Origin of the sequence: Microbulbifer sp. MKSA007 (assembly GCA_032615215.1) — a bacterium.
Taxonomy (GTDB): domain Bacteria; phylum Pseudomonadota; class Gammaproteobacteria; order Pseudomonadales; family Cellvibrionaceae; genus Microbulbifer.
In genome coordinates this window covers 1,514,791-1,534,593 of sequence record CP128433.1, presented here as the reverse complement: position 1 = coordinate 1,534,593, position 19,803 = coordinate 1,514,791, and the positions used below count along the sequence as shown (strand labels likewise).

Here is a 19,803-nt window from a genome sequence, read left to right as displayed (position 1 = left end):
TTACCACCCTACCACACAATCAACAGATTGGCTCAGGTGGATTCAGACCCACCATTCGCGGTCTTATCCTCATTAATTTTGGGGGTATAGCCCCCTTTCAGCTTTTCCCGCACCGTTTGCACCAAGGCGTAATACACAGGCACTAGCAAAGTGGCGAAGAGACTCGCAGCCAACATACCGCCAAAGACCACCAGCCCCAGGGAAACCCGGCTCACTGCGCCAGCACCGGTGGCGACCAGTAGTGGAATTACCCCTAAAATAAAGGACATGGCCGTCATTAATACCGCGCGGAATCGCAGGCGCGTAGCCGATAGAGCCGCATCCGCAATAGACCGCCCCTTATCGCGTTCCACGCAGGCAAACTCTACTATCAGAATCGCACTCTTTGCTGCCATCCCAATCAGTAATACCAAGCCGATCTGCGTATAGAGATTGTTGATGGACCCCGCGATAAATACCGTAAACATAGCGCCACCAATCGCAATGGGGACGCACAACATCACTGCAAAGGGGATAGTCCAGCTCTCATATTGGGCGACCAAAAACAAGTAGACAAATATAACGGCCAAAGAGAACAGGATTGGGGCCAGATTACCCGCGGTCACCTCCTGTAAGCTGATGCCCGTCCATTCGTATCCATAACCTTCTGGCAACTTTGATGCCAAGTCTTCCATAGCATCCATCGCCTGGCCACTGGAATACCCCGGTGCCGGTGATCCATTGATAGTGACGCTGTTATATAAGTTGTAACGGGTTATTGTTTGTGGCGCGACCACCGGGGTAATAGTTGAGATAGAAGTCAGCGGTACCAAACCGCCACTATTGGCACGAACATAAAAGCCAGCCAGATTTTCCTCTTTATCGCGAAATTGAGCATCGGCCTGAGCGATTACACGAAAGACCTTTCCATATAGGTTAAAGTCATTGATGTAATAGCCACCCAAAAAGGTTTGCAACGTTAAATACACATCCGGCAGGGGGACCCCAAGCACATGCGATTTTTCTTTATCTACTTTTAATTCAAGCTGCGGTGTAGCGGCCTGAAAACTGGTAAAGGCCTGGGAGATTTCACTGCGCTGATTGGCATTGCCCAGCAGGTCAAACAAGACCTGTGACAATTCAGTAATACTGCGCCCCTGTAGATCTTCGAGTACAAATTCAAATCCACCAACAGTGCCAATACCTGGAAGTGGTGGAATGACAAACGGCAGCACTTGCGCATCGGGAATTGCAGATAATTTTTTCTGTACCCGATCCATAATGGCAAACTGGCTATCTTCCCTATTCGTGCGGTCATCCCAGGGTTTTAGCACAGCAAACATCATTGCCGTGTTGGAAGAAACACTGCTGGTAAGCAGGTTGTAACCGGGCACACCAACCACATGAGCCATACCTGGCTCTTCCATTAGAACATCGGTCACTTGATTGACAATGGGTCCGGTTCGCTCCAGGGAAGATCCATCAGGCAACTGCACGTGCAACATAAACGTGCCCTGATCTTCATCGGGAATAAAACCGGTGGGGATTCGGGTAAAGAGCAAATAACAGAATAATAAAATCAGAATAATTGAGGCAATACCGATAAGCGGTATTTTTATACAAGCCCTCACCATTCCCACATAAAAACCTGTAGAAATATGCAGAGCTTTATTAAAGAAACCAAAAATACCGGTCTCTTTAATACCAGCTACTTCCCCGTCTTTATTCGGCTTTAACAAACTGGCACAGAGGGCCGGACTTAATGTAAGTGCATTCAGGGAGGAAATGGCCACCGCCATTGAAATGGTGACAGCAAACTGCTGATACATTTTCCCCGTAATTCCCGGCATCAACATTACCGGGACAAAAACTGCAAACAAAACAAGGGTAGTAGCAATAACGGGGCCGGTAACTTCACGCATGGATTCCAGCGCGGCTTCCTTTGGCGGGAGGCCATCAGCCATTAACCGCTGGGTGTTTTCCACCACGATAATCGCATCATCTACCACTATGCCTATCGCCAGGATTAAGGCAAACAATGTGATGGTGTTAATCGTCATCCCAAATGCCAGCATTAAGGCAAAGGTGCCTATCAGGGATACGGGAATGGCAATGGCTGGTACCAGCGTAGAACGCCAATCCTGTAGAAACAAAAAAACCACCAGTATTACCAGTATCAGGGCAATAATCAGTGTTTCCACAACCTCTTTAATTGAGGCCTCTACAAATAATGTGGTGTCGTAGAGAATCTCCGCTTCCAATCCATCGGGAAAACGCTTCGACAACTCAGCAACCTTGGCCTTTATGCCATCGGCCACCTCGATCGCATTTGCCTCCGGCAGCTGGTACACCCCAATCACTGCTGAAGCCTGGTTATCCAATTGCCCATAGGAAGAATAAGATTCACTTCCCAGCTCCACCCTCGCCACATCTTTGACTTTTACCATGGCGCCATCGGGCTTGGCGCGGATGGTGATGTCCTCAAATTCGCTGGGAGATACCAAGCGCCCCTGCACCAAAATATTGTATTGGAACTGCTGATCTTGGCGGATCGGTGGCGCCCCGATCTGACCGGCAGCTACCTCTACATTCTGTGCCTGCACAGCAGAGATAACATCCTGGGCGGTGACATCTAACGAGGCCATCCGGTTGGGGTCGAGCCAAAGGCGCATGGCGTAATTGCGCGAGCCAAAAATAACAACACTGCTCACCCCCAGTACCCGCGCCAATTCATCTTTTAAATAAATCTCGGCGTAATTTGCCAGAAATAATTCATCAAACTTTTCATCTGGGGAGAACAAATTGACTACTAGTAACAGCGTGGTGCTCTGCTTGGAAACTACCACCCCATCTCTTTTCACATCCTCAGGCAGCTGGGGAGTGGCCTGCTCCACCCGGTTCTGAACATTAACCTGGGCGATGTCATCGTCGTAGCCAGGCTTGAATGTCACTGTGAGACTGTAGGAGCCATCATTGCCACTGGTGGAAGACATATAATCCATGCCCTCCACACCATTAACTTGCGACTCAATCGGCACAGCCACACTATCGCGCACTACTTCAGCGCTGGCACCGGCAAACGTGGCGGCGACATTGATGGTCGGTGGCGTTATTTCAGGGAATTGCGACACCGGTAATTGTGGCAAGGAGAGTATCCCAGCGAGGGTGATCAATATGGAAATAACAAAGGCGAATCGTGGCCGCCGGATACAAAAGGCGCTAATCATGGGCAGCGACAGCTATTTGTAGTCATCGTCATGCCCCTCAGATTCAGGGCTTGCTGGTGCCGCTTCCCCATCAATTACCCGTAGCTCTCTCTCCCCTTGACTGTCTGTAGAGCCAGATTTCGCCGCAGAACTACTACTTTGCTCGGCGGGAGGGGCTGGTGGTGCTTCAACATCGTAGGGGTTTCTAGGGGTGTTTTGCGGCGTCACCGGCTTTCCTGCGACAACCCTCTGCAAACCATTAACGATTACAGATTCACCGGCGACAAGCCCGCGATCTACAGCCCACAACTCCCCTTCCCTCTGCCCCAAGGTCAGGTAGCGCTTCTCCGCAATATTATCTTTGCCCAAAACAAAGACATAACGGCCCTGCATATCCTCCATGACCGCTGACTGGGGTACCAGCGGCCTCAGGGCGTCATTGCCGGTGTAGACGCTTATGGAAACTCGGGCAAACTGGCCCTGTACTAATAGTTGGCCTGGATTGGGAAACAGGGAGCGCACCGCTACCGATCCGGTATTGGGATCGATCTGATTATCGATAAATACGATTTTGCCCTTATGGGGGTAGTAATTGCCGTCGGGTAACTCAATGCGGACATCCAGGTGAGTGGGACTTAAACCCTCTCGCTGCCGCCGCTGGGAATCCACCTGCACCGCATAAAGTTGCTCTTCTGGCACTTCAAAGAGCACATAAATGGGATCCATTTTTACTATCGTGGCCAGGGGATCGGTGCTTGGCCCTACCAGGGAACCCACTGGAAATTCTGTACGCCCGATTCTTCCAGTGAGTGGCGCGTAAACTTTGGTATAAGAAAGATCCAGCTCAGCACTTTGAACTTTGGCGCGATTGGCATCGACTTGGGATTCCGCTTCCTCAAAATTACCTTCAAGCTCATCCATCTGTACCTGGCTGATAGCCCCAGTGGCCACCAAGCGTCGGCCACGCTGGAAGTTCCGTTCAGCAACTCTCAGGGAGGCTTGGGATTGTTCCAGAGTGGCGCGCTGATTCGCCAGTTCGGCAATAAAAGGGCGTGGGTCAATTTCAAACAGTAACTGCCCTTTCTGGACGGTTTCCCCCTCGGTAAAATTGCGGCTCTGGATATACCCTTGTACTCGTGGGCGGACTTGATATTCATCAGTTGCCTCTACCCGTCCGACGAATTCAAAGCGGGGGATAACAGGCTCCTCCCTAACAACCAGTACTTCTACTGGCGGGGGAGGTGGCGCCTTTTCCTCTTCGCCTTTACCACCACAGGCGCAAAGGGCAAGGAGCGCTAGTCCGAGCAGAAAAAAACGCGCCATCGCAGGGTAGATACCGCCTTTATACTTCAACATCACTAACAACTATAGGCGTCAACCGGTCCGGAAGCTGGCGCTCAAATCTCGCATGGGTATACTGACGCCATGAAATTTTGCAGCCAATGCGGCAGTAACGCCGTAACACTTTCCATTCCCAAGGGCGATGACCGCCCCCGCCACATCTGTGGCAGTTGCGGCGCCATTTACTACATCAACCCCCGTGTTATTGTCGGAGTTGTCCCTTACGTTGGCGACAAGGTGATGCTGTGCAAGCGCGCCATACAGCCGCGCCTGGGGCTCTGGACTCTGCCTGCCGGGTTTATGGAGAGTGGCGAAACTAGCGAAGAGGGCGCTTTACGGGAGTCCTGGGAGGAAGCCCGGGCCAGTATCCGCGTGGACGAGCTCTACTCCGTCTACGATATTCCCCATATCAATCAGGTCTACATGATGTACCGGGGTGAATTGACCGATATGAATTTCGGACCCGGGCCTGAATCGCTCGAAGTTGAGCTATTTCGCGAAGACGAAATTCCCTGGAAGGAGATTGCATTTCCCATTATGCACCGCACTTTGGAGCACTATTTCGAAGATACCCGTATCGGGCAATACCAGTTACACCGCGGTGTCATCAATCGCAAGCTGTAAACCACTTTACTTAATGAGTTAATGACCCTGCATTAAAAGGATGTTTGCATGAAATACTTTCCAATGCTCGGTGCCTTGTTACTGGTAGGCATTGTCCTGCCTATGATCTTACCGGGCCCAGATGGCAAACCCATCATGTCACCCTCCGACTGGCTGCCTCAAAAACCGGATATTTCAGCGATTCGCGAAACCGGTGAGCGAGCTATGCAAAGTGTGCGCGAAACCACCCAGGAATCAGTATCAAAAATTGAAGAGTTGGCAACTTCCAGCGGGCTCGTATCTCAAGGGGATTCTGACAAGCAAACATCTGAGGTTTTTACCTGGAAAGATAAAGATGGGAACTGGCACTTCTCAGACACCGTGCCGGAGGGGTTGGATTCACACGTGCGTATTCACCGCGTCAAGCCTCTAAATACAGTCACTGCCAATGACCCAATTGACTTGAGATCCGACTCGATCGTTGAAGACAGTAGCCCCGCCGAAAATAAACTGCCGACCCATCACACCAGCGTTTCAAAATTACTGGAAGATGCGAAAGCGATCGAGCAAAAAAGCCACGAACGACAAAAGGTACTCGATAGCCTTTAAGAGACCTCTGCTTTATTTAAGCCGGCACTACTGCAGCGATCATCCAATCGCCAGAGGTCAAACGCCGGTTCTTCATAGGGGTGGGCTGCTCGCATTGCATCGAGAGCAGCATCCACCAGCTCATCAGCACAGACCATCTCCACACGGTATTCCATCACAGTCTCGACCTGGCCCGACTGACCAATAAATGGCTGACTCCCATCCAGCGGCCTGAACTGTCCCTCTCCCAGAACTTGCCAACAACAACTATCGTAGTCGCCAATACGTCCTGCACCCACGGAAAATAGCGCTTGCTTTACCGCTTCCAAGTGAGACTCGGGAATATAAACACAGAGCTTATACATTAATAATCGTCCTTCTCTCCCCCAAAAACAAAGAGGCCTCTTGGGCCCCTTTGTTTACCGGTAAAGTATTTTTTAAAACATCATAGTCATTAACTTGCGCTGGAACTGAGTGGCAACAGGGTCGCCAGCACCCAAACTTTTTACAATATCCAGGAACGTCTGCTTGGCAGCACCATCGGCAAAGCCCATGTCTTTACGCAAAATATCCAGCAATAATTCCAATGCTTCTTCATGGCGGTTGGCCTGACTGTACTGTACGGCCAATTGATAAGCAGAATCGCTATCCGCAGGATTTTCTTCCAGCGCCTTTTGCAGAGCCTGAATTTCTGGAGTTTCTGCTGCCTGTTGCTTCAGCTCCAATTGAGCCATCAGCTGCTGGTATTCCGCGTCCTGATCTGCCAGCAGAATTTTACTGAGCACAGTCTCCGCTTCCTGGGCACGGTTTTGGTCGAGCAGGATAGCAGCCAGTTGTTTGGCGATATCAGTGCGTTCAGACGATTCCGTATAAGCCTGACGCAACAGAGGCAGAGCTTCCGCCACTTTATCTTCACCGATTAACGCCTGTGCCTGCTGCAACTTTATGTCCCAGGGTTTTGGCAGATACTTATCCAGCATCTCACGAATCTGTGTCTCTGGCTGCACACCGGCAAAGCCATCTACCGGCTGGCCATCTTTTAAAACCATTACCGTGGGCAAACTGCGTACACCCAGCTGACCCGCCAGCATTTGCTCGGTATCTGCATTGACCTTGGCCAATAAAAACTGACCGCTATACTCATTGGCCAGTTTTTCCAACACCGGCATCAACTGCTTGCACGGCTCACACCAATCGGCCCAAAAGTCCACCACTACCGGGCGCTTCATGGACTCTTCAATCAGAATTTGCTGGGCGTTCTCTGCCGTTACATCGACAATAAATTCGTTCACATCCTCTCCTAGACTAAATCTGGGTATTTCTATTCTCAGGGGCCTCTAGCGGTAGAGCAGCTCCGCTCCATAGGCCAGTTCCAGGGAATCCCGCTCAAGCTTGCGAAGCCCCTTAACCACCAGGCCATATGAGCGATCTACCATTCGCTCAATCTCATAATCGGGCACTGTGCCATCCAACAACACCGTATTCCAGTGTTTCTTGTTCATATGGTAACCCGGGATAACACCGGAAAAGATGTCCCTTAACGCCTGGGCTTCATCGGGATCGCACTTGAGATTACTAGCGTCCACCCCGCGGTAACAGCTTAAGGTAGCAAACATACGCCCCTTAATCTTAAATACCGCCACATCCGGGCCAAAAGGAAAATCCTCGATAGCTTCCGGTCGCGATAGTAAATACTCTCTCAAAGTGCCTTTTTGCATGATTACCAATCCAGGGATGACGGCAGGCGCGGCGAGGATAATAAACGGGTAAAGCGCTGCCAGCGCTCTTCATTATTTTGACTGCCCTGCTCTACATAATCAGCAACCAGTGTCTTACCCCAATTGTAATTAATTACGTAGGCGCCGTAGGCATCTACAAAATCCTTCCGCTGTGCCGCCTTGGCGGGGCTCATCAAGGTATATTTCTCAAACAACGCAGGTACCTGCGCGCCCTCAATTTCCCCGTCGATATACTGGCGGGCAATCTCATTGCCGGCAAAACCCAACTTATCTACCAGGGCCATTACCTGCTCATACTTTTCCGCTGTTTTCGGATCCAGGCCAGCTAAGGGGTAGAGAACCTCCATTTCAAAACGGGTTTTCTCCTCACCAGGGAAAGTCAGCTCTATCCCGTAGTTTGCACTTCCCTCGGCAATCAGTGACTGTGGACTGAAAAGCGGGTAAACGCTGTACTCTGCCCAACCCCGTTCCTTGACCAGAGTTTGCTCCAACAGCGCGTTATAGGTGTGATGCCCCGGATACCCTTCGTGACAGCCCAGGTCAATAGCCCTATCTATCGTAATTGGCAGGCCATTGTTCACCTGTATAAGACTGTGCGAACGCCCCTTATACCAGTTGTAGCCACTCCAGGGTTTGTCGCTGACATACTCCAGAACAAAACTCTCATCCGCTGGGAGTGAAACATACTGCTTAGTGCGCGCGCGGCATTCTTTAATGGCGGCATCAAATACGGCCTGAAGGCGATCGGCAGGAATTTCATAAGCTTTGCGGAAGCTGGCTACCCTCTCACTCAAGGGCTGCTCACCTGGGAGTAATGCTTCCAACTCCTCCAGCATGGGTTCAAAACTTTCCAAATCCTGCTGCGGGGGCTCGGTGTCGTAGAGGGTTCGAGCTTCATTGGTGAAGCTTCTCGGGCTCTCTCCTGCCAGACTACGAGCATGGAACACCAGGGCCCGCAACTGTGTCTTCAGGTAATGCATGCGCAGGTTTTCGATAGACCCATCGCCGTCGATTACCGCTGGCAGCTCTGCCAGTAAAGACTCACCACGCCGGGCGATATCTGCAGCGCTCACCTTACTCTTGGTGGCAGTTTCACGCAATTCAGCCGGACCGTAATAGGCATCGACATAGCTGTCGTCATGATTTCCCAGTTCAAGTACTAGAAGGACATAAGCCTGGGCCAGACTATCCATCGCACTAACTCCATTATCGGACTTGGGATTGGTTGTAGTCGATTGATTATCAACCCCGACTTCAGAATCGGCTTTTTTATTAGCTGTAGTTTGGCCATCACAAGCCCCGAGCAGAAGGGAAATAGCCAGCACTGGTAGCGCCTGTGCCAGTGTTCTCAAATACATAATTCTTATTTCTCTCACGTACATTAACAATGGGAGCTGGAAACTTATGGAATCAGGCCCCTCCAGGACCGAGACGCAGTGACATCAGGAACGCTAAAACAACTTAACCCTGGCGGCTGGGCTGCTGTTCTACGTCCTCCCCTTCCCCAAGGCTATCGCTGCCACCTTCATCCAGGGGCTCCCCCTCCCCATGAACTTCAAACTCATCGGCCACCGGAGCTTTGCGCAATACCAGGAACCCCGCCACTCCAGCAATTACTGATGCCAGTAGGATACCCGCTTTAGCTTGGATCAACAGCTCATATTCAGAGCTAAAGGCCAGCTCGGCAATGAAGATCGACATAGTGAAGCCAATCCCGCCAAGGAGTGCAACACCGACAATATGTTGGAAATTGGCGGACTTAGGCAACTTGCCCCAGCCAAGCTTCCAGCCAATCCAGGTGGCGCCAACGATACCCACCAGCTTGCCCACAACCAAGCCGGAAATGACCCCAAGGGTGACAGGGTTTATCACCGCCGAAGAACTGGTAAAACTACTAAAGGGAATACCGGCGTTAGCCAATGCAAAAATAGGGATTATTACGAAACCCACCGGTGTGTGCAGGCGGGTTTCCATACGCTGTAGCGGCGATTGCGCCAGGTTGACGCCATTTCCCAGCGCCATCACTCGGGCGCGCAACGCATCGTTAGCAATAATCTTATCGCCTGGACGGAAACAGCGGTCAAAGCTGCGAATAATATCCTTTACAAAGGTACTAAAGGCCACCGGGTCATATTTGGGTTTGGCCGGCAGTGCCATTGCCGTAATCACCCCCGCAATAGTCGCATGTACCCCCGCCAGGTAGAACTCATACCAGAGCAGCACACCGACAAATACATAGGCCGGAGAACTGCGAACCCCCGCCGCTTTTAGCAGCCACATAATCACTACCAGGCAACCCGCCGCAATCAGCGCGGTGATATTCACCTGTTCGGTATACCAGATTGCAATCACTAAAATTGCGCCCAAGTCATCCACAATGGCTAACGCAACCAGGAAAGTAACTACCGCACGAGGCACCCGATTCCCCAAAAGGGCAATACAGCCGACAGCGAATGCTATATCCGTGGCCATGGGAATGCCCCAGCCGCGTTCTGCGCCACTATCCGCATTAAAAGAAGCGTAAATAAGTGCCGGCACCACCATTCCGCCAACTGCCGCCATCACCGGAAGTACAGCCTGGCGAAGGTCGGACAGCTCTCCCACCATAAATTCGCGCTTTAATTCCAATCCCACCAGAAAGAAAAAGATCGCCATCAAGCCATCGTTGATCCAGTGGTGTAAGGAGAGAGAGAATTCCCAGTTTCCAGCGCTGAGGCTGATGGGCATATGCAACAGGTGCTTGTATGCCTCCTGCAAAGGGGAGTTGGCAATAACCAACGCCGCCAGAGCAGATAGCATCAACAAAATACCACTGCTGCTTTGGCGATGGATAAATTCTTCAAAGGGAGTAACCAGGCGCCCAAAGGCGCCCTCAAGTGGCGCCTCAAAGACCTTTCCCTTGCGAATTTTGAACTTATCCAGAACGCTTTTTGCCATCAGCTAACATCCTCCTTACTAAAGATTAGTCCCACAATTTGCGGAGCCGCACTTCTACCTGCTGGAGCCAGAGGTTAGCATGGGCCCTGTATTCTCAATTATGTAAACAGGATTGCACCGCGAAACATGACCCGATTGGATCAACTGCTTGTACAGAGAGAGCTGGCAAACTCCCGCACCCATGCAAAGAAACTGATTGATGCCGGAAGGGTCATGGTATCCGATGGCGGTACCCTCCAGCCCGCGCGCAAAGCCGGGCAGAGCATTCCGGAAGATTGCGCCCTTGAAGTCACCCCCTACCGGAAGACCAGTATGTTTCCCGAGCGGGCCTGAAATTGGCCGCCATCCTCGACCAGACAGGACTAAACCCCTCTGGGTGGCACGCACTGGATGTTGGCTGCTCTACTGGCGGTTTTAGCGACTGCCTACTTCAACGGGGAGCAGCATCAGTTGTCGGTGTTGATGTTGGGCGAGATCAGTTGGCGCAGAAGTTACTGGATGACCCCCGTATGTACCTATTTGAAGGGGTAAATGCACGCCACCTGGAAGCCTCCCAAATCGCCCCCCACGGAGACGCAGGTTTTGATGCCATCGTTATGGATGTCTCTTTTATTTCCCAAGCACTCATTCTGCCGCAGTTACCGGCCTTGCTTAAACCTTCGGGACAACTCTTAAGTCTGGTTAAACCGCAATTTGAAGTGGGCCCGGAGGGGATTGGCAAGGGTGGTCTGGTGCGTGATGCCAAATACTACCCGGAGGTGCACGAGCGCATCACTGCCTTATGCGAAGACTTGGGACTTGAGGTGAAAGAGTATATTGACAGTCCAATAAAGGGCGGCGATGGCAACCGGGAGTTTTTACTTTGGGCCACTCGGTATCCACGCTAACCTGAATTTCTTCAGGTGAATTAAACCTTACAGAAAAAACCTTTGCTAAAGTTTCGATAGCCCTAACGAATAAGGGCTATCTACCGAGTTAATATTTAAATACATATTTAGTTAGCTTGATATGCATCTTGAAAAGGTTTTTTAACGCGTTCAGCCCAGTCGATTCATACACACCTGCTGAACAAAGGCCAAAAAAGAGCTCACCTTTGGCAATTTTTGTCGATGTTGTGGGTAGAGCGCATACAGATCCACCGGTGGCATCTCCCACTCAGGAAATACTGGCACCAATAAATCCGCAGCTACTTCTTGTTGGCACATATAGTCGGGGAGAATTGCGATTCCACAACCATCAACCAGCATCTGCTTTAGCATCAAGAAGTCATCGACTCTCACTCTCGGCTCGATCATTATCTCTCGAACATCAGTTCCATTCGTTAAATTCAACCTGCCGCCATACTGTGCACTGCTCATAATTAGAAACTCGCAATCGGCCAAAGATTCTAACTCGGCATTCAGATTCTGACGCTCTATGTAATTTGGGCTAGTGTATAAACGGCGCCGAATTTTCCCTAATTTCTTGGCTATCAATCGAGAATCAACCAACTCTCCCACACGGATAACCAGATCGTAGCCCTCCTCAATCAAATCCACTCTTTTGTTAGATAGAGTTAACTCCAATTCAATATCAGGGTGGGCCTGTAGAAACTCACCCAGCACATCTTTCAATATCGCATGGCCTACACCAACAGAGACGCCCACCCGCAGCTTACCGCACGCCTTGCTCACTAAACTGCCGACTTTGCTTTCTGCTAGATCGACTTCATGCTGTATTCGACGGCAATGTTGCAAGTAGGTACTGCCGGCTTCGGTCAAGCTTTGTGTGCGGGTGGTTCGCTCTAGCAGAGTGACTCCTAGAGCATGTTCCAGCTTGGCAATTTTCCGGCTGAGATTTGCCTTAGGCAAATTATGCCGTTCCGCAGCTGAGGTAAAACTACCTGCATCCACTACTGCCATAAAAAGCAGCATGTCGTTCAAATCAACGTTACGGCCCATCCTATGAAACCTGCAAAGCTTTATTGTTGTTAAAAATGGAATAATGATTACGAAAAATAACCATATATCAAACAAAAAGGGATATCTAGAATGACTCCATCGACTACAGCAACAGACAAACCACCCGGAGAAAAAAATGGAAATTTTAGCCCGAGACACACTGGAGTTAGGCGGCTTCGCAGGTATTACTGAACATCGACTGGTGACTGATAGCCGCGTATTTGGTGCTCGCAAAAAAGCAGAGGCTTTTGAAGGACTGGGCAACATGGTGTATTTAGCTGATGCACGCTATTTACCCCAGGGCTCTTCGGGTATGCATCCGCACAGTGAAATCGATGTTATCTCTATCATTGTCGAGGGTCGGGTCAGCCATGAGGGATCTTTAGAACACGGCAAGGATTTAGCCGCAGGTGAAGTTCAGGTACAACGTGCAGGGGGAGAGGGCTTCTCTCACAATGAAATTAATCCAGACAGACAACAAAACAGAATGCTACAAATCTGGGCGCTACCAGAGAAAGCTGGCCAGCCTGCGGGGTATAAAACCTACAAACCGGCATTAGATGGCGCCACTCGTATTTATGGAGGTATTGACGAGAAAGGCAGTACTTTTGATAGCAGCACTTTAATGGACATTGCACACTTAAAAACAGGTGAACAATTATCTTTAAATGAAACTCACTTAATCTATGTGATTAGTGGAAGTGCAAAAGTAACCTCAGGATACACCACAGAGCAGGTGAAGGAGGGCGACTTAATCCGAGGGGATAACTTAACTCTCACCAGTACGGCGGCGCTGCACTTGCTTCTTGTGAGCCATAACAACTAGATCCTCAGTTACAGAAATATCAATCTGAACTATATGACTGGCCAAGCAACAACTCTACCATTAGTTAGAATGTGAGCTTTATCCGCTTTGATGAAGGCGCCTAAATCAAAACCAAATAAAGTTCTATTTTACGGATGCTGACTGCCAAATACTTCCCGGAGGTGCGCAAGCGCATTAGGGCTTTATGCGAAGATTTGGAATTTGAAGCAAATGAGTATATTAGCAGACCAAAAAAAGACAGAGATGGAAACTGAGAATTTTATCTATGGTAACACCTGCCAATGCTGTATTAATATGAGACATTTAAGAGATATAAAATAGTAAGCGAGGGACCTCAATAAAGCCCCCTCACCATAAATAAAACTAATAGAACCTATTGTGAACCACTAAACTGATCGGATAGCAAGCTGAGTGGTATAACGCCATTTTTCAAAATTTTTCCATGAAATTCTTTGATATCAAAATTGACCTTCTCCTGCTCTTTCTGACGCAACTGAAGAATATGTGTAAAACCAATATGATATGAGCTTGCCTGGCCGGGATGAAAAACAAAGCGATTAAGATCTTTAAAAACCTCCCACTCTACCAGCCCTGTAGCTTGAGAAAAATATTCTTCGGCCTCAGTTAGATCCCATCCTTTTGCATTTATACCCGTATCTACCACTAAGCGGGCTGCCCTGCGGGCCTCTGCTTGTAATCTTCCTAAGTTTCCATACGGATTGTTGTCATGCCAACCCTGCTCAAAGGCTAAACGCTCTGCGTACAACCCCCAACCTTCAGAGAAACCTGAAATATTGGTAATACTCCTAAATAGGGGCAGGTCTAGATTACCCGTAAATGAAAATTGCGCATGGTGGCCAGGTATTCCCTCATGGTAAACAAATCCGGGCAATTCCAATAAGGTGGTATCTACAGAAGTATCTACAAAGATCACTGCACTTTCTCCTCCGCTAGCCTGACGGTACCCATAGCCAAGCGATTCTATGAACTCCAATTCAGGGTACTGAAAATCAGGAAACAGACCAGCACTTTTCCCTGCTGCCTCATCTAACAACGTCTTAAATACACTCAGAACATCTTCCCTGGCAATTTGCGGTGAATCCCGGCGAGCCATCTCATATAGCGTCGGCAAATCATTTGAGACATCGTAACCAAGTGATTCAAACTCAGAATATATTTCAGTGTGAATATCTTTCAGAGCAGCAATCCCAATTTGATGTGCTTCATGGGCATCTTGTGGAAGACCGACAAACCTACTTAACAGCCTATTGTAAAATTCATTTCCTCCCGGGTACTGGGAAAACCCAGGGTTTTCGGGTGCGTTTGGTAGCAACTTCAAGAGCTTACTAGATACTTTTGCACGGGCTGGTGCTATCTGATTTGCTAAGATATCTTTACACTGGAGCAACCACTCTTCTTTTTGCAAGTCAGAAACGGCCATTTCATTTACGGCTGACTCAAATAACAGATAGATGTTGTCTTGCTCAGGAACTTCATTCCAAAATTCAAGTGTATCACTAACCCATATCACTGTTTCTTTATCATCAATTATTCCCAATCGTGCCCTAACAGACAGCCAACTATTTATTGAAGAATAATATGAAGGCAAGCGTTTCATTTGTGCTAAATAGTTTTCAACACCACTAACATCATCAAGATTAAAGCTCTGGAAGACATACCAAGCACTAATCGCAGTAAATGCATTAACTCTAAATTGAGGCTGCCCCTCAACCGACAAGTAATTCTTTAAAAACCATAAATAATAGTCATAATCAACCTTCTGCACCTCACTCAACTTCCGTCTATCAAATGACTTTAACTTAGCCAGCACTTTGACATATAACGCAAGTGTTTTAGCTTTATACTGTAGAGATATTGGTGTAATGCCAGGTGATAAAAGCCCTATTTCTTCATGCACTTGATGAATCAATGCCAACTCAGGATCTCGCCTAAGCAGCTCAGCATTAGATACCTCTATAAAATAATCAAATTCCTGATCATAAGCCTTAGCCGGCAAACCAATAAAAACACAGAGAATAACCCAGGCATATTTTAACTTCTTCATAGAGCTTCCTTGAATACGCTTCGTTATGTTATGCAACCAAAATAATAATGCCTAGTAGAAAAAAGAAAGTGAAATAATATTTACTTAACCCACATGATATTCATACTTTAGAATTAAAATTTTCTCTATAACCACCACATCTCCCTCGATCTCATTCAAATATATTTTAAGCTCGAGGTATATTCAGCCAAAAAAGCCACGTTATTTGCCAACCAATGTCACCCCCTTCGCTATGCACTTCTTAGCAAAAACAAAAAATCAAAAAACGCCTTATCAGAAATTTAAGAGCTTTATATTTCCATCACCATTCCTACATAGCCCCGTAACAACCCACACCTATGCTGCGCCATGTAACTCTATCGAGGATAAACATAATGAAAAAATTACTTATCATGGCGGTCCTATCCACTTCTAGTCAGGCAGCTCCGCTAACAAACTATCAAGTTATTGATGGCGATACAGTTCACGGTTACGTCGACAATGAGTATGTAAAAATACGCTTGAACTGCATTGATGCCCCTGAGACCAACCCCAGCACCCAAACGTACGGCCCCGAAGCCACTCAAACCCTAAGCGACCTATTGTCATTTGGTTCAGTTGATTTTGAATCTACAGGGAAAGACATCTATGGTCGGGAAACTGGGTATCTGCATGTGAATGGGTACAATATCAATCAAGAAATGGTAATACGGGGAGCTGCCTGGAATTATGAATACTATTGCGGCAGCGAGTTTGAACTCGAGCAGGAATTTGCTTACTACTACGGCCTTGGGTTGTGGTCGAACACTGATACTATAGACCCCTACTGTTTTCGCAAGAACTTGGACTACGATTACTGCTACTACAATCCAGAGAACAACTTAATTTTAGATAACTAGGGAGCCTCTGAATAACTCCGCAATGACTCTACGGGTCTTGAAGGCTGCAGATGTAAGACGCAGCTTGCCGCGAATGGCCGTAGCCCTTTGCAAAAGCTGCAACGCAGCAGCTGTGGCCTGCAAGGCCCGCCCTTCGGGGCTTGCAGAGCGATTCACACTCCACATTGCGACTTCTTGAAAGGTCTAGACAATCCTGCGAAGCCGCGCCTTGATTGTGAACCGCTCTGCATGCCAGAGGTATCACGGAGTTATTCAGAGGCTCCCGAGATCAAGCTCAATAAAACTCAGACAAAACAGCATCAAATAGCTTGGGGATCTGACTTTAGGGCAACGGCAGCACTTCAGATCACCAGGTTAAGCATAACTACTGAAAATAAATCTAATCGACCTCAAGTTGAGCCATTCTATTTCTTGCTGTTTCATTATCAGGATTAATTAACAATGATTTTCTATAGCAATCTATAGCAAGCTCTTTCTTCCCCTTTACCATATAAGCTTCAGCCAAGCTATCCCAGGTCTTATATGAACCTGGATAAAACTGTGTATTCAATTCGAAAAACTCTATTGCCTTATCAACATCTATGCCAAACTGATCATTATAGAGACGATCATAGCCAAAGAAACTAATAACATCTTCCCTCAACATGAACGTTCCTCCGAGCTTTCTTGAAAACTGTTCGAAGTGATTTTTAACATTCACTGCGGGGCGAAATCTAGCTTGATCATCGATCATATAACCATCAAAAATTGATCGAAGCCCTCTATAAAAGCTAATAACGGGCATTGTATGATGATTTTCTTCTGTCCCATAGGTTACTGAATCTACGTACAGCCCTTTCTTAGGCTTCTCATTTAGCAGCCTGATAAATTCTGCAACATAGTTTTCATCAGGATATACACCTTCTACTCTCTTTGACGTAGAGATAAACAGCCTGCGCTTTTCAGTTGATTTACCTTGTAGGAATTCAGAATACCGCTTTAACATAATCTGCTCATCCCACCACATACTTGGATCAATAGCGATATACGCATTAAAGTCTTCAGGCGATGAATATAAGCTATGGATAACAGGTAAACCTGTAAATGAGTAACCTGCAAGAATTTGATACCCAGATATCGGATATTCCGCGTTTATCTCTGGGATAAGCTCTTCTCTTAAAAACTCAAGAAATTGATCAGCGCCCCCTGTATTGGATAGCGCCTGATTTTTACGTCCACCATATTCAGTTAGCGATCGAGTAGGTGAACTATCTCTTACACGCTCTTGGCTTACGATACCTACAACAATCATTTCAGGAATTACTGGAGTGGCATCAGAACTCAGCTGCCGAACCATACCTGTGAAGACATGAAAGAAACTATTAAAATCTGCATCAAGTAAATAAAGAACCGGATAATCTTTATATCCACCTTCTTTAAAGGATGCGGGAAGAGAAATCCAATACTCCCTTCTCTCTTCGAGAATTTGCGAGACAATGACCTTGCGCTCACCAATAGTTGACTCATTGGATTGAGCAGTCAAACTCCAAACTGCGGCAATTAAAATTGCTATAAATTTGCCTTTCATAGGAACACTCCATCTTTCCACCAGCTAACCATTTAACCCACTAATAATTTAATAATCATAAGAGAAAGAAAAGCATACGCCGCGTTCTGGGCTCAATGAGAATGAAGAATTCACAATGTGTTTAGAATGCAGCTTAGTCTTTCCCCCTGCCTCAAAAGTAAGTGGTTAAACTGCGATATATACTCAACCAATCATTTGGACCTTTTAGGCATTAGTCCAAAATATTTCCTGCTTTGCGAAGGGATCCTTGTAAGAATCCTGGCTGACCTGGGTTAAACCAAGCCTTTGCATGGACATTTCAGCTACATGTCTATTAAATGCTGAGATATGCCCTCCATTTAAATAGTGGTCAATATCTACCCAGGAAGCATGCTTAATTTCTTCCGTATCTGTTATTACAATATCCCGATTTAAGGCGCTCAATTCACATACGAAGTAGATATCCGTATAGCCTAAATTCGTAGGAAATCGGGTAGCAAATCCTAGTACTGAGGAAAACTCGCAGGACACACCGGTCTCCTCATAAACCTCACGAATCACCGCATCGGCTATCTTTTCACCCAGATCAACGGTTCCTCCAGGCAGCTTCGGGCTCGATGCTGTACTGTGGCCCTGGACACAGAGCAGTTGCCCATCAAGAAGTACGAATCCCCCAACTCCCACCGTATGGGTTGGGTAGAAGGGAACATATGCATCTTCCTGAAGCTTAAGAACCAGCCTTGTAGCAGAATCCCGACAGCTATGAAATGTAAAACCATGCTTTAGGCATATCGGGATAAACCGGGTAAGTGCATCTCGGAGATCTATCCATATCAACTTTCGGCTGTTAACTCTGGATACTTCTATAATGGCTACCAGTTCAACCAGGAACTGATTTTCCGTACCAGAAAAATTCTCAAGATCCAAAGTAACGCAATTAAAGGAATCAACTGTATGATGAAACACAAGCAACCTATTCAACACCTAAATGATTTCAATACCATAAACGATATAGCCGACACTGAATCAATCATTCGTTCATTGATGTAAAGCCAACTTAGAATCCACAATAATAGCTCTGTGCCATTATTTGATAAGATACATCCCTTCAGTGTCTGGACGGCTCAATTCAAATCCAAATTTTCTATAAAGCTCGGGAACATCTGCCATCAACGTAATATATGCTGAATGAAGGGCTTCTCGATCCAGGTAAGCCATAATGTGCTCCATGATCTGACGCCCCAGACCAATACCTTGGAATTTTGGATCGACAGCAACATCCACTATCTCAAAATTAAGTGCGCCATCCCCCACTACCCGCCCCATAGCGACAGTTTCAGATTGTCTTTTTATATGGATACCATACAAACTATTTGGAAGGCCTTTTTCCGCTGCTTCACGGCTTCTGGGGGTTAAGCCTGCTATCTCTCGCAGTTTGAGGAAATCCTCGGTAGAAGCTACTTTCTCAATAATTGTGTACATATATTGCCGAAAAAAATAAACAAATTAATAGTGCCGCTAAGCCTATCTAGTACCCAGCGACAACCAAACCGCTATAGGCTCCTTAAATTGGAACTTCCTGGATCTCTGTCACCACTTCAGCTTTCACGGAGTTCGCAATAAAACACTGTTTGTGGGAAAGGTGATGTATTTTTTCTAACTGCTCGCGACTGGGTTGTTTTTCACCGGAGAAGCGCACTGAAGGACGCAGGGTAACTTTAGTCATAGCAATTCGACCATCCTTATCGGCCCCCATAATTCCTATAGCTTCATCGCAATATTCATCAACCACAAACCCTCGCTTGGCTGCAATCGATAGAAAAAACAACATATGGCAGCTGGACAGAGCCGCTACAAAAGCTTCTTCTGGATCAACGTTTTCAACTACTGAATAGGGAATGGGTACAACATGGGGGGAAGAGGAGGCTGGGATAGATGCCCCACCATCAAATTGCCAGGTGTGGGCTCGACTGTATTGATTATCGGTGAAAATCTGCTCGTCGCGTTTCCAGGTCACCGTTGAAGTATACTCTGACAAGACTTATTTCCCTTTAGACGACACCCCTAGTCTTGGGGGAAAAGGGGCTAAATTGGGATGCTCACCAGCCCTAAGATTACCAAGAACCGGTGAGTGCTATTTCAAATGGTCCATCGC

The 19,803-nt window shown here is 47.6% G+C and carries 20 protein-coding genes; 6 read left to right on the top strand and 14 right to left on the bottom strand.

Features of this window, described 5'->3' with window-relative positions; genetic code table 11:
* Window positions 1-32: 32 nt before the first annotated feature.
* Both QT397_09540 and QT397_09535 read right to left on the bottom strand, forming a co-directional pair.
* Complete coding sequence (locus QT397_09540) at window positions 33-3,206, bottom strand: multidrug efflux RND transporter permease subunit (GenBank protein WNZ57562.1); 3,174 nt, start codon at window positions 3,204-3,206, stop codon at window positions 33-35.
* Window positions 3,207-3,218: 12 nt separating this feature from the next.
* A complete protein-coding gene (locus QT397_09535) occupies window positions 3,219-4,541 on the bottom strand; it encodes an efflux RND transporter periplasmic adaptor subunit (GenBank protein ID WNZ57561.1) in 1,323 nt (440 codons plus the stop codon).
* 69 nt (window positions 4,542-4,610) lie between these two features.
* Here QT397_09535 and QT397_09530 point away from each other — a divergent pair, with 69 nt between their 5' ends.
* Both QT397_09530 and QT397_09525 read left to right on the top strand, forming a co-directional pair.
* Window positions 4,611-5,150 (top strand): NUDIX hydrolase, encoded by a 540-nt coding sequence (locus QT397_09530; protein WNZ57560.1) that lies wholly within the window; start codon window positions 4,611-4,613, stop codon window positions 5,148-5,150.
* A gap of 48 nt (window positions 5,151-5,198) precedes the next feature.
* Window positions 5,199-5,738 carry a hypothetical protein gene (locus tag QT397_09525; GenBank protein WNZ57559.1) on the top strand — a complete coding sequence of 180 codons (540 nt, stop codon included), beginning with the start codon at window positions 5,199-5,201 and terminating at the stop codon, window positions 5,736-5,738.
* On the opposite strand, the gene QT397_09520 is transcribed toward QT397_09525, so the two are convergent.
* The 5 genes from QT397_09520 to nhaA form a co-directional block, all read right to left on the bottom strand.
* A complete protein-coding gene (locus QT397_09520) occupies window positions 5,735-6,082 on the bottom strand; it encodes a YqfO family protein (GenBank protein WNZ57558.1) in 348 nt (115 codons plus the stop codon). The genes QT397_09525 and QT397_09520 overlap by 4 nt on opposite strands.
* Window positions 6,083-6,154: 72 nt before the next feature.
* Window positions 6,155-7,009 (bottom strand): thioredoxin, encoded by an 855-nt coding sequence (trxA, locus tag QT397_09515; protein ID WNZ57557.1) that lies wholly within the window; start codon window positions 7,007-7,009, stop codon window positions 6,155-6,157.
* 45 nt (window positions 7,010-7,054) lie between these two features.
* Window positions 7,055-7,435 (bottom strand): MmcQ/YjbR family DNA-binding protein, encoded by a 381-nt coding sequence (locus QT397_09510; protein ID WNZ57556.1) that lies wholly within the window; start codon window positions 7,433-7,435, stop codon window positions 7,055-7,057.
* 2 nt (window positions 7,436-7,437) lie between these two features.
* On the bottom strand, window positions 7,438-8,814 hold the full coding sequence (locus tag QT397_09505; protein ID WNZ57555.1) for a hypothetical protein: 1,377 nt from the start codon (window positions 8,812-8,814) through the stop codon (window positions 7,438-7,440).
* 103 nt (window positions 8,815-8,917) lie between these two features.
* Window positions 8,918-10,393, bottom strand: coding sequence for a Na+/H+ antiporter NhaA (nhaA, locus tag QT397_09500; protein WNZ57554.1), 1,476 nt, complete (start codon window positions 10,391-10,393; stop codon window positions 8,918-8,920).
* Window positions 10,394-10,519: 126 nt separating this feature from the next.
* Between nhaA and QT397_09495 the strand changes: the two genes are divergently transcribed.
* Complete coding sequence (locus QT397_09495; protein WNZ57553.1) at window positions 10,520-10,726, top strand: S4 domain-containing protein; 207 nt, start codon at window positions 10,520-10,522, stop codon at window positions 10,724-10,726.
* 2 nt (window positions 10,727-10,728) lie between these two features.
* A complete protein-coding gene (locus tag QT397_09490) occupies window positions 10,729-11,280 on the top strand; it encodes a TlyA family RNA methyltransferase (GenBank protein WNZ57552.1) in 552 nt (183 codons plus the stop codon).
* 150 nt (window positions 11,281-11,430) lie between these two features.
* Here QT397_09490 and QT397_09485 read toward each other — a convergent pair whose 3' ends face one another.
* Window positions 11,431-12,408 (bottom strand): LysR family transcriptional regulator, encoded by a 978-nt coding sequence (locus QT397_09485; protein ID WNZ57551.1) that lies wholly within the window; start codon window positions 12,406-12,408, stop codon window positions 11,431-11,433.
* 61 nt (window positions 12,409-12,469) lie between these two features.
* Between QT397_09485 and QT397_09480 the strand changes: the two genes are divergently transcribed.
* Window positions 12,470-13,159, top strand: coding sequence for a pirin family protein (locus QT397_09480; GenBank protein ID WNZ57550.1), 690 nt, complete (start codon window positions 12,470-12,472; stop codon window positions 13,157-13,159).
* A gap of 373 nt (window positions 13,160-13,532) precedes the next feature.
* Here the strand turns inward: QT397_09480 and QT397_09475 are convergent, their stop codons facing one another.
* On the bottom strand, window positions 13,533-15,224 hold the full coding sequence (locus tag QT397_09475) for a DUF885 domain-containing protein (protein WNZ57549.1): 1,692 nt from the start codon (window positions 15,222-15,224) through the stop codon (window positions 13,533-13,535).
* Between the two features lie 374 nt (window positions 15,225-15,598).
* On the opposite strand from QT397_09475, the gene QT397_09470 reads away from it, so the two are divergent.
* Window positions 15,599-16,102: a thermonuclease family protein gene (locus QT397_09470; protein ID WNZ57548.1), complete on the top strand. Its 504-nt coding sequence runs from the start codon at window positions 15,599-15,601 to the stop codon at window positions 16,100-16,102.
* On the opposite strand, the gene QT397_09465 is transcribed toward QT397_09470, so the two are convergent.
* The 5 genes from QT397_09465 to QT397_09445 form a co-directional block, all read right to left on the bottom strand.
* Window positions 16,091-16,267 (bottom strand): hypothetical protein, encoded by a 177-nt coding sequence (locus QT397_09465; GenBank protein ID WNZ57547.1) that lies wholly within the window; start codon window positions 16,265-16,267, stop codon window positions 16,091-16,093. The genes QT397_09470 and QT397_09465 overlap by 12 nt on opposite strands.
* Before the next feature lie 214 nt (window positions 16,268-16,481).
* Entirely contained in the window at window positions 16,482-17,669 is a 1,188-nt protein-coding gene (locus QT397_09460) for an alpha/beta hydrolase-fold protein (protein ID WNZ57546.1), read from the bottom strand.
* A 204-nt stretch (window positions 17,670-17,873) separates the two neighbouring features.
* A complete protein-coding gene (locus QT397_09455) occupies window positions 17,874-18,614 on the bottom strand; it encodes an NUDIX domain-containing protein (protein ID WNZ57545.1) in 741 nt (246 codons plus the stop codon).
* 120 nt (window positions 18,615-18,734) lie between these two features.
* Complete coding sequence (locus QT397_09450; GenBank protein WNZ57544.1) at window positions 18,735-19,130, bottom strand: GNAT family N-acetyltransferase; 396 nt, start codon at window positions 19,128-19,130, stop codon at window positions 18,735-18,737.
* An 82-nt stretch (window positions 19,131-19,212) separates the two neighbouring features.
* Window positions 19,213-19,686 (bottom strand): OsmC family protein, encoded by a 474-nt coding sequence (locus tag QT397_09445; protein WNZ57543.1) that lies wholly within the window; start codon window positions 19,684-19,686, stop codon window positions 19,213-19,215.
* Between the last annotated feature and the right edge of the window lie 117 nt (window positions 19,687-19,803).